Origin of the sequence: Rheinheimera metallidurans, from assembly GCF_036983985.1 — a bacterium.
Classification (GTDB): domain Bacteria; phylum Pseudomonadota; class Gammaproteobacteria; order Enterobacterales; family Alteromonadaceae; genus Alishewanella; species Alishewanella metallidurans.
In genome coordinates this window covers 337,716-354,287 of record NZ_JALAHQ010000001.1, presented here as the reverse complement: position 1 = coordinate 354,287, position 16,572 = coordinate 337,716, and the positions used below count along the sequence as shown (strand labels likewise).

The following is a 16,572-nucleotide window of genomic DNA, read 5'->3' as shown; positions in this document are numbered from 1 at the left end:
GAACAACGTATAAAAAATCCATCAATCTGAACGAATATCATTGCGCTAGCAACAGGGAGTATATAAAGATGACAACGTATCTCGGCAATAAACATAGCAGCTTTAATCTACGCAACGCATCTAAGCTGGCGCTAGCAGTTAACTTAGCACTGTTTAGCCAGCTCGCATTAGCCCAACAGCAAGACAGTACTAACAGTGCTGAAAAGCCGGAAGTTATTACTATTACCGGTTCGCGTATTGCGCGTACTGAGTTAGTTGCATCAAGCCCTGTTGCCTCAGTAGATGAAGTGCAAATTCAGCTAGACCGCGCGGTAAACGTAGAAGATATTACCGCAAAACTGCCACAAGCAGCCGCTGGTGCAAATGCGACCGGCGCTACAGTAGGTGACTCTTTAGGTTCTTCAACCATTGACCTGCGCAGCCTTGGCCAAAACCGTACACTGGTATTAATTAATGGCACTCGGGCGGTGCCTTTTAGTTTTCGTAACTCGGTTGACGTTAATATTATCCCTGCTGGTTTAATTAAGCGGGTTGACGTATTAACTGGCGGCGCTGCTGCTGTTTATGGTGCCGATGCCGTTGCTGGTGTGGTGAACTTTATTATGGACGACCAGTTCGACGGCGTTGAGCTATCAGCGAGCTATGAAACCGCGCAAGATGGTGCAGAAAAGCTAAACACTGAAGCTGTGTTTGGTGGTGATATTGCTAATGGTCGTGGTCATCTTACCGGTTATGTTGGTTATTCTGAGCGTAAAGCGTTGCTGGCGGGTGATCGTAGTTGGGCCATGCAAAACAGTAACAGCATGATTAACACCGGTGGTTTTTATACTGATGTAGCCAGCGGTAATAGCTTTGGTATTAGTGATAGTGGTGCAGTTACGGCTACTGCCAATAACACTAACATCAATGGTGAGCGTAACTTAATTCAGCCTATGGACCGTTTATCAGCGGGCTTATTTTTTGATACAGAATTTAGCGATTATGCTCAGCTATATGGCCGGGTTATGTATGCCAAAGTTAAGGTAAACGGTGCTGGCGCTAGTGGTCAAACTCCGGTTAGCGTTAACGAGAAGGTAACATTAACCATCGATAATCCGTTTATTCCAGCTGAAGCACGAAATTTAATTAGTTTTGATAGCAATGGACAAGCCGTAGTTAACGTGGCACGGAATTTAGGTTTAGGTTTACAGCATACCGATGCCGTGCGTGAGTCTAGTCAGTATCAGTTTGGCTTAAAAGGCGATATCACCGATAGCTTACGCTATGACATGTACGCGCAGTTTGGCCGTACCGACGAAACCTCAACTATTTATAACAATGCCTATAAAATCAATAACACCGGTGGCAGCAGGTTTGCTGCAATTGCCAATAGCGTCGACTTATTTGACCCTAATTTAGACCTAAGCTCCTTTAGCACACCATTACTCTATTCAAACCGTGAGCGTACGCAAAACGTGCTTGCCGCAACACTTTCTGGCGACTCAACTCCCCTATTTGAACTACCAGCCGGCGCAGTAAGCTATGCGTTAGGTTATGAATATCGTAAAGAGTCTGGCAAACAAATACCTGGCGATGCTTTTCGTAATGGCACCAGTTATGCGGCCGTTAGCGTATTTGATATGAACGCTGGCTTTGATAGTAAAGAAGTTTATGCCGAAGTTTTAGTTCCGTTGTTATTTGATATGCCGTTTTTTGATCAATTAGATTTTGAAGGCGCTTATCGTATTTCGGAGTACTCTAATACCGATGCTAAAAACACTTATAAGTTAGGTTTAAACTGGGCGATTAATAGCGATGTCCGTATTCGCGCTAGCCACCAAACCGCGTTTCGTGCGCCTAACCTAGGCGAATTTGCTAGCCCTATTACCGCGCTATCACTGGCGTTGTTTGATCAAACCGACGCCCAATTTGTACCGCGCTTTGCTGGTCGTTTTAACGGTGATCCGTGTTTATTAGGCACGGGTAATGCTGAGCAGTGTGCGCGCTATGGCGCAGCAGCTGTTGGCACGCCGTTTGATGCATCAACGGCAAGCTATACCTATGGTGGTAACCCCAATATTAAACCAGAGCAAGCCGAATCATCGACCCTAGGCTTGGTGTTCACACCGTCTTATATCGACGGCTTCGATGCAACTTTGGATTACTACAATATTGAAATTACTGACGCGGTAAGCCAAATACAGCCCGCTGCCGCACTGAAAAACTGCTATATCGACAACCCTGTTGCCGGCAACCCATTATGTGACGCAGTACCACGTAACCCACAAACGGGGTTAATTAGCACCGCCATAGTGAACGACTTTAACTTAGCTGCAATGAAACAAAGTGGCTTTGATTTAGCATTAAATTACCGCTTTGCAGCACCTGCCTTTATGGGCGGCAGCATGAAAGCGGGATACCAAGGTACAATTATTACTAAACAAACTCGGCAAAATAATGCCACAGTTGCCGCAATAGATTGTAAAGGTACCTTTGGCAGTGCTTGTTCAGGCGACTTTGCTAGCGTGTTACAAGCTGACTACAAACACCGCATGACACTAGACTGGAATATTGACACAGTAGGCGTACAACTGGGCTGGCGCCGTATTGGCTCGGTTGAAAATGATGCTAACCGCAGTATCAGTATTGCCGCGCAAAACTACATTGACTTATCAGCATCATGGCAAGCAACTGATGAGGTGCGCGTTACAGCCGGTGTTGATAACTTGTTAGATAAAGCCCCCCCGTTACCTCTATCTGGCGCTAACCATTTTAATACCGTTAGCGATTACTCAGTTTTAGGTCGTACTTTAGGCGTTTCACTGCGTTACACACCCGCGTTTTAAGCTAAGACTCGGTGTTTCCCAGCCTGTATTACAGGCTGGGCTTTTCAATTGGTTTCTATCGTAATAAGCTGCTGGTTAAAGCCGTTTTACCCTACTGTGCCTAGCTGCCAAGTAAACAGGACCACCAGATGTCTGTACTCGATAAAATTAATGCCCTACGTGAAAAGCTTCCTCGCGCTGAACAGCAACTGGCAGACTACATTTTAGCTAACCCTGATCATATTCGTGATATGCCCTCACAACTGCTGGCTAAAGCAGTCGGCATAAGCCAAGCAAGCGTGGTGCGTTTTACCCAAAAACTAGGCTATAAAGGTTACCCTGATTTCAAATTTGCCATTAACGACAGCCTACATCGTCAAGCTCCGATACTAAGCACTGATAAATTGCATGGTGAAATTTCGTTAGACGATACGTTTAGCGCCATGACGCAAAAATTACTTGCGAGCAAAATTAATGTGCTGCAAAAAACCCATGCTATTAACTCGCAAACTCATTTTGAACAGGCGGCATTATGGTTACGTAATGCTAAACGAGTATTGTTATGTGGCAAAGGCGGCTCGGCATTAGTAGCAAAAGATTTCTCTTTTAAGCTGCAAAAATTAGGTATTGCCGCATTAGCCGAAACCGATACCCACGTTCAGCTCGCTAATATTGCTAATTACACCTTAGAAGACGTATTGGTGGTGTTAAGTGAATCAGGCGAAACACCTGATAGTGTAAAAATAACCGAACAAGCCGCAGCCAATAGTGTACAGATAATCACTATTACCTCTTATGGCAATAATAGCGTGGCTAAGCTAGCTGGAGTAAACTTGTACACGGTGGCAGACGAGGGTTCAGCACGGTTATCATCAATACTGGCGCGCAACGCCCAAGAGTTAGTTATAGATACCTTATTTATTTTGTTAACTCAAACCTGCCCCCAAGGGCGAAAAAAACTTGCAGCATCAAATAAAGCTGTCGATACCTTTTTAGCGCGCAAACGGTAAAATATTCAATTTCGCTAATATAAAGTTTTGAAAACTTGATCTAACACATAGGTGTTAGCTGCCTATGCTTGTATAGTGTCAAAACTGTACCACTTTGTGAGTACAGCTCCTTTTAACCTGCGCACGCGGAGTATGCAGATGGATATTGTAGACCTATCACGGCTTCAGTTCGCCTTTACGGCAATGATCCACTTCCTGTTTGTTCCTCTTACTATCGGTTTGGCATTTTTACTGGCAATTATGGAATCGGTTTATGTGATGACCGGCAAAACCATTTATCGTGATATGACCAAATTCTGGGGTAAGTTATTCGGTATTAACTTTGCAATCGGCGTAACTACCGGTATCGCGATGGAATTTCAGTTTGGTACAAACTGGTCCTACTATTCGCACTATGTGGGTGATGTTTTTGGCGCGCCACTGGCTATTGAAGCCTTAATGGCTTTCTTCCTTGAATCAACATTATTTGGTTTGTTTTTCTTTGGCTGGGATCGACTCAGTAAAGAAAAACACCTATTAGTTACTTGGTTAATGGCCATAGCGACCAACTTATCCGCACTGTGGATCTTAGTTGCCAATGGCTGGATGCAGCATCCGGTTGGCTCAGTATTTAATATTGATACCATGCGCATGGAGCTAACCAGCTTTAGCGAGGTTATTTTTAACCCCGTCGCTCAGGTCAAATTTGTGCATACCGTATCAGCCGGTTATGTCACTGGTGCCATTTTCGTGTTAGCAATTTCTAGCTGGTATTTACTTAAAGGCCGCGACCTCGCCTTTGCAAGGCGCAGCTTTGCTATCGCGTCAGCCTTTGGTTTAGCCAGCGCATTATCCGTTATTGTACTGGGTGATGAATCAGGTTATGAACTAGGTGACGTGCAAAAAGTGAAACTGGCCGCAGTAGAGGCCGAATGGCACACCCACCCTGCACCAGCACCCTTTACCTTATTTGGTTTACCCAATAGTGAAACCCAAACTACCGACTACGCGTTAAAAATTCCAGCGGTATTAGGGCTTATTGCCACGCGTTCGCTGGATAAAGAAGTGCCGGGTTTGCACGAGCTAAAACAGCAACATTTAGAACGTATAATTCGTGGTCAAGAAGCCTATGTGTTAATGCAGCAATACCGCGCTGGCGATAAATCTGCCGTTACCGTAAACCGCTTTAACGAAGTTAGCGCCGATTTAGGTTACGGTATGTTATTAAGCGGCTACACCGACGATGTGGCTAATGCCAGCCCCGAGCAAATAGCCGCTGCGGTAGAAGGCTCAATTCCTAAAGTGTGGCCGTTATTTTGGGCGTTTCGTGTCATGGTGGCCTGCGGCATGTTAATGCTACTGCTATTTGCTCTATCATTTTGGCACAGCGCCAAGCGCACTATAAGCAAACCCAAATGGCTGCTTAGGTTTGCCGTATTTAGCTTACCCTTACCTTGGATAGCGTGTGAAACTGGCTGGTTTGTTGCCGAATATGGCCGTCAGCCTTGGGCGATTGGTGAAATTTTACCAACCCATATGGCGGTATCTCAACTTAGCGTCAGCGATATTTGGTTTAGTTTGGGTAGCATAGTGGTGCTGTATACCATCTTCGTTATTATCGAAATGTGGCTAATGATCAAATACACCAAAATTGGCCCATCTACCTTACATACCGGCAAATATGATTTAGAAAGCCCTGCTGTAACGAAGGAGGCATAACATGGATTACGAAGCACTAAGATTTATCTGGTGGTTGCTGATTGGCGTATTACTAATTGGTTTTGCCGTTACCGATGGTTTTGATATGGGCGTAGCAGCCTTACTAAAAGTTATTGGTAAAACCAATACCGAGCGCCGCGTGATGATTAATACCATTGCCCCGCACTGGGACGGCAATCAGGTGTGGCTAGTTACCGCCGGCGGTGCTTTATTCGCCGCTTGGCCCACGGTATATGCTGCGTCGTTCAGTGGTTTTTATATCGCATTAATGCTGACATTATTTGCCTTATTTTTACGACCAATAGGTTTTGAATACCGCTCTAAAATTGATAACGATGCTTGGCGTAACCGCTGGGACTGGGCGCTAACCGCAGGCTCGGCTATTCCAGCGCTTATTTTTGGTGTCGCCTTTGGTAACCTACTGCAAGGTGTACCGTTTTACTTTGATGATATTCTACGCCTGCATTACACCGGTAGCTTTTGGGCGTTATTAAACCCATTTGCACTACTTGCTGGTGTGCTTAGCTTGCTGATGTTTGTTAATCATGGTGCGGCTTACCTGCAACTGAAAACCGACGGTGTACTTAAAGTGCGCAGTGAAAAACTCTCTACAGCAGTTGCCGCAGTGTGCGCGGTTATTTTTGTCCTCGCTGGCGTGTGGCTATATTTTGGCGTAGACGGCTACAGCGTTACTAGTATTATTGATACTAACGGCGCCAACCGCACCACCGAAAAGAGCGTAGCCATAGCAGCAGGTGCTTGGTTTACTAACTACGGTAAATGGCCGTTGTTATGGTTAGTGCCAGCGCTGGGTGTGGCAGGCTTTTTAGTTTGTGCCTTAGCCAGCAAAGCGCAGCGGCATATTACGGCTTTTGTCAGCTCAGCTACCGCCATTGCTATGGTTATTCTTACTGCCGGCATTAGTATGTTCCCATTTGTTATGCCCTCTAGTAGCACGCCTGCGCATAGCTTAACTATGTGGGACGCTACCGCTAGTGAAACCTCGCTGATGATTATGTTTGTCGTTGCCTGTATCTTTGTACCTTTAATATTAATGTACACCGCGTGGAGTTATTTTGTCATGCGTGGCCGAGTTACCGAGCAGCATATTCGCGATAACAGTAATTCGCTGTACTAAACCAAGGAGTATAAATCATGTGGTATTTTGCCTGGATTTTAGGCGTATTAATGGCCTGCTCGTTTGGCATTATTAACGCAATGTGGCTGGAGTTTAAAGGCTACGAAGACGAGGAAACTCAAGCTGACTAGTTCGGTTACCGCTGTGGCGCAGTTAAAACAATTACTGCGGCCACAGCACAAACTTCTGCACTTAGCCTTACTGTTGGCGGTTGCTAGTAGCCTGCTGTTTATTTTGCAAAGCTATCTGTTGGCAATGCTGTTTGCTGATTGGCTAATAACCAGTCAGCAACAGCAACCACTTAGCAGCACGCTATTAATCTCAGCTTTACCTTGGCTAGTATTATGTTTACTGGGCCGGCCACTGTTGCAATATGGCCGTGAGCAATTAAGCCTTAATGCCAGTTTAACGGTACGAAAAAATTTACGCCGCAGTTTGCTCGATAAGCTGGCTGCAGCCGGCCCAGGTAAAAGCCAATATGGCAGTGATGGTAGCTTAAGTAGTAAATTGCTAGACCAAGTTGATGCGTTAGATGGCTTTATCAGCCGTTACTATGTGCAGCGTTATTTAGTATTAATAACACCGCTGCTATTGGTTATTGCCACCTTTATTTACAGCCCACTGGCGGGTATTATTTTATTAGTTACCGCGCCGTTAGTACCCATATTTATGGTGCTACTGGGTAATGCTGCCGCAGCGGCCAGCCAGCGCCAAATGCAATTACTAAGCCGCATGAGCGGTCGGTTTTTAGACTTAGTTCGCGGTATGAATACGTTACAACAATTGCAAGCAACCCAGCGCGCCGAACAGTCGGTTGCGAACTCTGCCGAGCGCTACCGCGACAGCACTATGGCGGTGCTTAAACTAGCATTTTTATCTAGTGCAGTACTGGAGTTTTTCTCGGCGCTAGCTATCGCCTTATTAGCCGTATATTTAGGTTTGGGTTTACTGGGTATATTACCTTGGGCCAAAGGTGAAATACCGGTGCCTTATCAAGGTGCGTTATTTATTTTATTATTAGCGCCTGAATTTTATGCGCCACTGCGCCAACTGGGCAGTGATTACCATGCCAAAGCGCAAGCCGAAGCGGCAATAGCCGAGCTTGCGCCCATACTGCAAAGCCATGCCTGGCAGCACCCTGGTACAACGCAACTTACGCTAACCCAAGCCCCAAGCCTTGAATTACAGCAACTGCACATTCTTGGTAACGATGGCCGACAACGCTTAGCACCGGTACACTTAAGTATTCCAGCAGGCGAACGTATAGCATTACAAGGGCCAAGTGGCTGTGGAAAATCCAGTTTATTACATGCGCTACTTGGCTTTTTGCCCTATCAAGGCCGTATTTTAGTTAATCAACAACCGCTGCTGCAACTTGAGCGCCAGCACTGGCAACAGCAACTGGGTTATATGGCGCAGCACAGCAGTATTGCCGCCGCCAGCATTGCCGACAACCTGCGTTTGGCCGCACCACAAGCCAGTGAGCAGCAGCTGATTGCCAGCTTGCAACAAGTAGAGCTATGGCCACTAGTTCAGCAATTACCGCTGCAGTTAAATACTGTGTTAGGTGAACGCGGGCTAGGTTTATCTGGTGGCCAATTACAACGCTTGGCGCTGGCACAACTGCTACTGCGTGATAGCCAGCTTTGGTTATTAGACGAACCCACTGCGCATTTAGACCCCGACACAGCTTATCGACTACATCAGCTTATTGCCGAGTTAAGCGTGGGCAAGACAGTGATTATTGTTAGCCATCAGCTTGACGGTTTAGCTTGGCTCGATAAGGTAATAAATCTTGCCGATAGCACTAAGCCGACCACAGGAGCAACGTTTAACCATGTTAGCTAATCAGCCAATTAAGTTGCGCAACTTATTACATAGCCGCAGCAAAGCTTGGTTATTAGCACTGTTGCTGGGGTTTATTACGCTATTGTCTGCCGTTACCTTATTGGCCTTATCAGGCTGGTTTATTAGCGCCGCAGCCTTAGCCGGCATGGCCAGCATTGGTGCAATAAGTTTTGATTACTTTCGCCCCGCCGCCATTATTCGCTTATGCGCTATTGGCCGCACTGCTGGGCGTTATGCCGAACGCCTAACTTCGCACTATGCTGCGTTGGGCTTACTAAAAGATTTACGCGTACAGAGCTTTGCTACGTTGGCGCGCAGCAAGCAGCATAACCGCCACTCAGCCGATACCTTACAGCGCTTAGTTACTGATATTGATTTACTTGACCAGCTGCCACTCAAAGTCGTTACACCGTGGTTTTGGGCCTGCAGCCTTAGCGCACTGGTATTATTATTTTGGTACCTGCTAGCGCCAGCACTATTTTATAGCGCAGGCCTACCGCTAGTATTCGCGCTAATAATACCGCTGCTTACATTACGCCCAGGCATTGCACTGGCCAAACAAGACACTCAAGCTGCAGCAACACGTCGCACCGTATTACTAGAGCCATTAGCAATGCTAACCTCATTATTGCTTTGGCAGCGTTGGCAAGACAAAACTCGATATTTTAGCCAGCACGACCATGCTTACATGAGCCTACAATTACGTCAGCAGCAGCTTGCTAGTCGGGTTAGCTTAATTCAGCAAAGCTTGTTGGCACTTAGCCTACTGGCATTATTGTGGCAAGGCAGTGTCTTGGTGAACCATGCGGTGCTAAGCGTACCCTTATTGCTATCTGCACTGTTGGCACTGTGGGCATTAAATGAAGCGCTACTGCCGTTATGCCAGAGCTTTATGGCGCTAGGTTTAAGTATGTCAGCACGAGATCGGTTAAATCAGTTAGCTGACGGCTATGCTGTTGTAGCTGACGTCAAGCAGGCCATACCTAATGCACCCTTTAGTTTAAATGTCAGTAAACTGTCTGCTCGACAAGGCCAAGCCTTGCACGGCCCCGATAACGTCAGTTTCAGCCTGCGCAGCGGCGATGTTCTATTAATTAGTGGTGCATCTGGCAGTGGCAAAACCACACTACTAATGACTCTGGCTAATCAATTATCCTGCACCGGTGCACTTGAATTAAATAACCACGCTTATGCGCACTGGCAGTTAGACGAAACTTTAGGTTACCTCACTCAGCAACCAGATATTTTCGATCTCACGCTAGCACAAAACCTGCGTTTAGCAGCACCAGATGCTAGCGATGACAAACTGTGGCAGGTGCTTGTTGACGTCGCCTTAGCGGATTGGGCTAAGCAACAGCCCGCTGGCTTAGATACGGTGATGGGCGAATATGGCGCGGCAGTGTCAGGCGGGCAAGCCAGGCGCATTGCGCTAGCGCGGTTATTATTAGCAGAAAGGCCGATATTATTACTCGATGAACCCTTCGCCGGGCTAGACCCCGCCAGCACCGAACAGGTATTAGCCGCACTGCTGAAACGCCAACGCGATGGCCTACTGATTATTGTTAGTCATCAGCGGGTTAGCATTGCCCATGCTAAACACCTACAGTTAGAACCGTGTTAAACTAGCCATATTTAGGGTGTTAAGTTAAAAGGATTATAAGCAGCCGTGCTAACGCATTACCAACAGCTAATTGAACAAGGTCAGTTGCATTACGATGAACAACAATACCAACTGCTGGCGCAATTACATGCTTTAGCGCAGCAGCTTAATGCTGATATCAACGCCAGCATTAACGGCTTATATATTTATGGCCCGGTTGGCCGGGGTAAAACCTTATTGATGGATCAATTTTACCAGCAGGTGCAAACACCGCGCAAAATCAGACTGCATTTTCATCACTTTATGGCACGGGTGCACAAAGAACTACACGCCATCAGTGGCACCGCCGAACCACTACAGCATATCGCCACTAATTGGGCCAAACAGTACAAGCTGCTGTGTTTTGATGAGTTTTTTGTCTCAGACATTGGCGACGCCATGCTACTTGGCACCCTTTGGCGCTATTTATTTGAACTAGGCGTAGTGCTAGTAACCACATCCAATGCGCCACCAACCGATCTGTACTATAACGGCTTGCAACGACAGCGATTTTTGCCCACTATTGCTTTGCTACAACAATATTGTCAGGTTATCGCATTGGATAACGGCATCGACTATCGGCGCCAAATAACCACGGCACAGCCTTATTATTTACAGCACGCCAGCATGTTGCAATTACAGAAATTAGCCGAACAAACGTTTGGTAGTGTTACGCCCTGCTCAGCAATAACTATCGCGAACCGAGATATTGCTGTGTTGTGGCGCAACGATAAGGTTATTGGCTTTGACTTTATGGCACTGTGCTCCGGCCCACGCAGTCAGCTCGATTATATGGCGCTGGCTAGCGATTATCAGGCTATTGCGCTGTATCAAGTACCGCAATTTAGTTATCAGGCAGCAAAAGCGATAGTGCATGGCGTTGAAGATCAGTATCAGCGCGAAAATAAAGAGTACTTTGTTAGCAAATTAGACGACGAAGCCAGGCGGTTTATTGCTTTAGTAGATGAATGTTATGAGCAAAAGTGCTTACTACTGATTAGTGCCGAAGTGGATATTTTACAGCTATACCAAGCCAAGCAACTAAGCTTTGCCTTTGAGCGTTGCAGCTCACGGCTATTTGAAATGCAAAGCTGGCAGCCTTAACTTATTTACCGGCTAAAAACTGCTGCCATGCCTGCAGCAATTGCAGTAAATCTTCTAAGCCACACTGGCTAATCATACCCTGCTCATCTAGCTGCAAATCATCATCGGCTAATTGTTGCTGCTCAGCTAGCGTGGTGTGGGCACTACCTAGCAACGTATTATGGCGCACTGTCACTTCACTGCGCTCAACTTCTAACAGAAACTCCCGCCCCTGATATTGCATGCTCTGCTGCGGTTTCAGCGCATTAAGCTGTTGCAGCAGCGGCAAATAAGCTTCAACTTGCTGGCCAAACTCATCTAATAAAAACCGGCCTAACACTTCATGCTCAGTACCCAGCCGCATACTATAATTGCGGCTATTACGGTCATAAATAAAATCGTATTCCACTTAACTACTCCAAGCTTAAAATGCAGAATTAAAACAGCGCTTAAACACTAAGTTTTCTGTAATCGGCCAGCTTAACCTGATCTCGACCCGCTTGTTTGGCTAAATATAACGCTTTATCTGCTGCTGCAATAAATTCAGTGCCCGATAGTAACTGCTGATTACAGGCTAAGCCTATAGATACCGACACCGATAAACCCGGCTTGGGCATCATCGTTTCTAACTCACGCGTTTTCGCACATAGGCGTTTGGCTAGTTGCTCTGCCGCAGCAAGATCGGTGCAGGGAAAAATAACGATAAACTCCTCTCCACCAATACGGCCAATCAGATCACTTTTTCGCAACTGCTGCTTACATAATGAGGCAAAACGCCATAATACTTCGTCACCCGTTTGATGGCCAAATTGGTCATTTATCTGTTTAAACCAATCTAAATCTAATATCGCTATGCTTAATGCTTGGTCACTACGCTGCGCCAGTTCAAACTGCTGCTGAAATAGCTCCATAATTTTACGTCTATTATACACCCCAGTTAGGCCGTCGGTTTCTGCCAATAACTCAAGATATCGTTTATTTTTTCGCGCGCGAAGAAACAACATAAGCAATAAGAAAATTAACGCTGAACTTAACACCAATAATAAAATGAGTGACCATTTTTGCTGATTTTGCGCGGCATTTTGGATCTGCTGTAACGTATTTTGTTGCGCCAGCAACTTATTTTCGGCTTGCTGGGCTTCAACATCATATTTAACTCGTAACTGATGCAACTGCTCTGCACTTTGTTGGTTGTCTAAGCGTTGTTTGCGCTGCTGGTTAGCTGACAACAGTTGATATGCTTGCTTGTATTCGCCATTTAGCGCCAAAAGCTCTGCCTTAGTGCTTTCAATGGCTAAGGCTTGAATTGGCATCGTCTCAGGGTTAACAAAGTGTTCGGCTTGCTGCAAATGCTGTGCAGCTTGCTTGGCATCTTGTTCTAACAAGGCTATTTTGGCCAAACTAAGATTAGTATCAAGCTGCATATAGCGGTTGTCGCCCTGATTAAATATCTGCAGTGCGCTTTGAAAAAGCTGTTTTGCGTTGGCGTTATGCCCTTGTATTAATTCAATGCCGGCAATTTCTTTTTCCGCATAAGCAATACCTTGAAAGTCATCAACTTGGCGCGCTATGGTTGCCGACTCAGTTAGCAGGGCTAAACCCTGTTTGAGATCGCCGGTGTTTTTGATGGCTCGGCCCAAGCCATATAGAGCGACACTTAGCTCTAACCAATTTTTCTCAGCACGCTGATAAGCCACGGCTTCGGTAAAATACGGTATGGCTAAAGCATCTTCACGTCGATATTCATATACCAACGCAATCATGCCAGCAACTTCTGCTTTATGCGTGTCAAGATCCGGCTGCTGCTCAGCCAACTGATATGCGAGGTTTAGATCGCGTAAGGCATCAAGATAATTAACTAAACTGATATACAACGCACCGCGGCTAAATAATGCACCAACTAAGACACCGGTTTGCTGGTTATTTTGTGCCCAAGTAATAGCATTACTAGCATCAACTAGGCCTTTTGCCGGTGTTCCTGCTAGATCATAGGCAACCGCCCGTGCTAGCTTAAGCTGATGAAAAACAATAGGGTTTTGTTGCTGCAATGCACTATCAGCTAAGCCTGCTTCAGCGTATTCAATAGCAGGTTGAGCTTGCGATAAGGCATAATACGCAGTACTTAACAACAACGCGTTATCAGCGGCACTTAACACGCTAGGTACGGTATTGGCGTTGGTTAATAATTCTATTAGTACCTGTGGATCGGTTTTAGCCAACTTACTATATTCAGGTAAGCTTAGCTCATTGGCCAGTACCGTACTAAAGACAAAACTGAAAATACTTCCGAGTATTAAACATCTGATAACATGCAATTTTGTCTCACTTAATATCCGTTTTAGGCCAGCAGTGTCTCAACTTAGCGTAGAGAGATCAATATTCAGTAGGTTTAGCAACAAAAAAGGCCTGTCGTAACAGGCCTTTTGATTAACGTTAGCGCTTATACCGCTTGTTGAATAATCACGTTATCCGCTTTTTTGGTGTATTGCGGCATATGGTGGAAATTCAAATAACGGTAAGTATCAGCTGCCGTAGCATCAATTTGCTTAGCGTATTCCAGATATTCGGCTACTGTTGGTAATTTACCAATAATAGACGCCACTGCCGCTAACTCCGCTGATGCCAAATACACATTAGCGCCCTGACCTAAACGGTTCGGGAAGTTACGCGTAGAAGTAGATACTACGGTTGAATTTTCAGCAACCCGTGCTTGGTTACCCATACACAGTGAACAGCCTGGCATTTCAGTACGTGCACCGACTTTACCAAAAATACTGTAGTAACCTTCTTCAGTTAACTGTGCTTGGTCCATCTTAGTAGGCGGTGCTATCCATAAACGGGTTGGTAACTGGCCTTTAAACTTGTCGAGTAATTTACCTGCCGCACGGAAGTGACCAATGTTGGTCATACATGAACCGATAAATACTTCGTCAATCTTATCGCCAGCCACTTCAGATAATAAACGCGCATCATCCGGATCGTTTGGCGCACACAATACCGGCTCTTTAATGTCAGCTAAGTCAATTTCAATGATTTCGTTATACTCGGCATCAGCATCAGCAGACATTAACTGCGGATCTTTTAACCAAGCTTGCATGGCTTGAACGCGGCGCTCAATAGTACGCACATCACCGTAACCTTCAGCAATCATCCACTTCAACATAACAATGTTTGATTCTAAGTATTCCGCGATTGATTCTTTTGACAGCTTAATAGTACAACCCGCTGCTGAACGCTCTGCAGAAGCGTCTGACAATTCAAAAGCTTGCTCAACGGTTAAGTTAGGTAAGCCTTCAATTTCTAAGATACGGCCAGAGAACACGTTCTTCTTGCCTTTCTTATCTACGGTTAATAAACCTTTTTGAATAGCTACGTACGGAATAGCGTGCACTAAATCGCGCAGCGTAATACCGGGCTGCATTTCACCTTTAAAGCGCACCAATACCGATTCCGGCATATCCAGTGGCATAACACCGGTTGCCGCGGCAAAGGCCACTAAACCAGAACCCGCAGGGAATGAAATACCAATTGGGAAACGCGTATGCGAATCACCACCCGTACCTACGGTATCAGGCAGTAACATGCGGTTTAACCAGCTATGAATAATACCATCGCCCGGACGCAGTGATACGCCGCCACGGTTCATAATAAAATCTGGCAGCGTATGGTGGGTATCAACGTCAACCGGTTTTGGATAAGCGGCCGTGTGACAGAATGACTGCATAGTTAAGTCAGCAGAGAAACCTAAGCAAGCTAAGTCTTTTAACTCATCGCGCGTCATTGGGCCGGTAGTATCTTGCGAACCTACTGTGGTCATTTTTGGTTCACAGTACACACCTGGGCGAACACCTTTCACACCACAGGCTTTACCCACCATTTTCTGCGCCAGCGTATAACCTTTGCCTGAGTCAACTTTAGCTTGTGGCCGACGGAATTTATCTGAATGACCAAAGCCTAAAAACTCACGGGCGCGGTCAGTTAAACCACGACCAATGATTAACGGAATGCGGCCACCGGCGCGCACTTCGTCAATTAATACGTCGGTTGCTAAGGTAAACTCAGCTAATACTTCATCAGTACCGTGACGCACAATTTTGCCAGCAAACGGTAGAATGTCGATCACATCGCCCATTTCTAGCTTGTTCACGTCAACTTCAATTGGTAGTGCACCTGAGTCTTCCATGGTGTTGAAGAAAATAGGCGCAATTTTACCACCTAAAACAAAACCACCACCGCGCTTATTCGGCACGTAGGGAATATCGTCACCCATAAACCACAGCACTGAGTTAGTCGCAGATTTACGTGATGAACCAGTACCTACTACGTCACCTACGTAGGCCAGTGGGAAGCCTTTTTTATTCAGCTCGTCTAGCTGTTTAATTGGGCCTACCGTGCCAGCTTGATCGGGGTTAATACCTTCACGGACGTTTTTCAGCATTGCTAACGCGTGCAGAGGAATGTCTGGGCGTGACCATGCATCTGGCGCTGGTGATAAATCATCAGTGTTAGTTTCGCCCGATACTTTAAATACCGTTACGGTAATTTTTTCTGCTAATGCTGGTTTAGCTTCAAACCACTCGGCATCAGCCCAGCTTTGTACAACTTGTTTTGCATGCACGTTGCCGGCATCGGCTTTGTCTGTCACATCGTGAAATGCATCAAAAATAAGTAAGGTGTGTGACAAGGCTTTAGCAGCAATAGGTGCTAACTTTTCGTTATCTAACAGGCTGATCAATGGCTCAATATTGTAACCACCCATCATAGTACCTAATAGTTCAGTAGCACGTTCGGCGCTAATTAAACTGCAGCTTACTTCGCCTTTAGTTAGCGCAGCTAAAAAGCCAGCTTTAACATAAGCCGCTTCGTCTACACCCGGCGGTACGCGATTTATTAATAAATCTAATAGGGTTTCTTCTTCGCCCTTTGGCGGATTTTTTAACAGTTCAACTAATGCTGCTACCTGCTCGGCATTGAGCGGCTTTGGCGGAATGCCTTGCGCTGCGCGCTCGGCCACATGTTCGCGATATTGTTGTAGCACAGTATGATCCTCTTGGTCGTTGGCTGCAGTCTTGCCACTGCAACGTCATTCAACGGAATGAATGGGGTCAATTATATGAAAATTCAGGCCAAATTGACATCGGGCCGTTAACAGCGCCACTTATAGTGGATATAAATACCGTGAATACAAGAGCAAACTCTACATATCCACGAGTTATAATGGTCAGACCTCGTTACTTAAAAATGAGGAAACGAGGTTGGAATCACGAATTGGGCAGCTTAGCTAAGTAGACTGCCGGTTACAACCCCGCCCTGGCTCGCCACAGCAACTACTTCGGGCATCCTGCCCTTCGC

11 protein-coding genes are annotated in these 16,572 nt (G+C 46.0%); 8 read left to right on the top strand and 3 right to left on the bottom strand.

From position 1 onward, the window contains the following. The first annotated feature begins 68 nt into the window (after positions 1 to 68). From MN199_RS01660 to zapE, 8 genes are all read left to right on the top strand, one after another. The gene (locus MN199_RS01660; RefSeq protein WP_335738221.1) at positions 69 to 2,825 is read left to right on the top strand and encodes a TonB-dependent receptor domain-containing protein; all 2,757 of its coding nucleotides are present in this window, start codon (positions 69 to 71) and stop codon (positions 2,823 to 2,825) included. A gap of 128 nt (positions 2,826 to 2,953) precedes the next feature. Then, the gene (locus tag MN199_RS01655; RefSeq protein WP_132581694.1) at positions 2,954 to 3,814 is read left to right on the top strand and encodes a MurR/RpiR family transcriptional regulator; all 861 of its coding nucleotides are present in this window, start codon (positions 2,954 to 2,956) and stop codon (positions 3,812 to 3,814) included. Between the two features lie 138 nt (positions 3,815 to 3,952). Beyond that, positions 3,953 to 5,512, top strand: a complete 1,560-nt coding sequence (locus tag MN199_RS01650; protein ID WP_335738220.1) for a cytochrome ubiquinol oxidase subunit I — start codon at positions 3,953 to 3,955, stop codon at positions 5,510 to 5,512. Between the two features lies 1 nt (position 5,513). Next, positions 5,514 to 6,650, top strand: coding sequence for a cytochrome d ubiquinol oxidase subunit II (gene cydB / locus MN199_RS01645; protein WP_335738219.1), 1,137 nt, complete (start codon positions 5,514 to 5,516; stop codon positions 6,648 to 6,650). 17 nt (positions 6,651 to 6,667) lie between these two features. Further along, positions 6,668 to 6,781, top strand: coding sequence for a cytochrome bd-I oxidase subunit CydX (cydX, locus tag MN199_RS01640; RefSeq protein WP_335738218.1), 114 nt, complete (start codon positions 6,668 to 6,670; stop codon positions 6,779 to 6,781). Between the two features lie 13 nt (positions 6,782 to 6,794). Then, on the top strand, positions 6,795 to 8,498 hold the full coding sequence (gene cydD / locus MN199_RS01635) for a thiol reductant ABC exporter subunit CydD (protein WP_335738217.1): 1,704 nt from the start codon (positions 6,795 to 6,797) through the stop codon (positions 8,496 to 8,498). Next, a complete protein-coding gene (locus tag MN199_RS01630) occupies positions 8,488 to 10,119 on the top strand; it encodes an amino acid ABC transporter ATP-binding/permease protein (RefSeq protein ID WP_335738216.1) in 1,632 nt (543 codons plus the stop codon). Before cydD ends, MN199_RS01630 begins: the two co-directional genes overlap by 11 nt. Positions 10,120 to 10,164: 45 nt before the next feature. After that, positions 10,165 to 11,241 carry a cell division protein ZapE gene (zapE, locus tag MN199_RS01625; protein ID WP_132581684.1) on the top strand — a complete coding sequence of 359 codons (1,077 nt, stop codon included), beginning with the start codon at positions 10,165 to 10,167 and terminating at the stop codon, positions 11,239 to 11,241. 1 nt (position 11,242) lies between these two features. Here the strand turns inward: zapE and MN199_RS01620 are convergent, their stop codons facing one another. The 3 genes from MN199_RS01620 to acnB all read right to left on the bottom strand — a co-directional run bounded on the left by MN199_RS01620 (position 11,243) and on the right by acnB (position 16,258). Continuing rightward, a complete protein-coding gene (locus tag MN199_RS01620) occupies positions 11,243 to 11,629 on the bottom strand; it encodes a YacL family protein (RefSeq protein WP_335738215.1) in 387 nt (128 codons plus the stop codon). A 40-nt stretch (positions 11,630 to 11,669) separates the two neighbouring features. Next, on the bottom strand, positions 11,670 to 13,535 hold the full coding sequence (locus MN199_RS01615) for a GGDEF domain-containing protein (protein ID WP_335738214.1): 1,866 nt from the start codon (positions 13,533 to 13,535) through the stop codon (positions 11,670 to 11,672). A gap of 125 nt (positions 13,536 to 13,660) precedes the next feature. Then, positions 13,661 to 16,258, bottom strand: coding sequence for a bifunctional aconitate hydratase 2/2-methylisocitrate dehydratase (acnB, locus tag MN199_RS01610; RefSeq protein ID WP_335738213.1), 2,598 nt, complete (start codon positions 16,256 to 16,258; stop codon positions 13,661 to 13,663). Positions 16,259 to 16,572 lie beyond the last annotated feature (314 nt).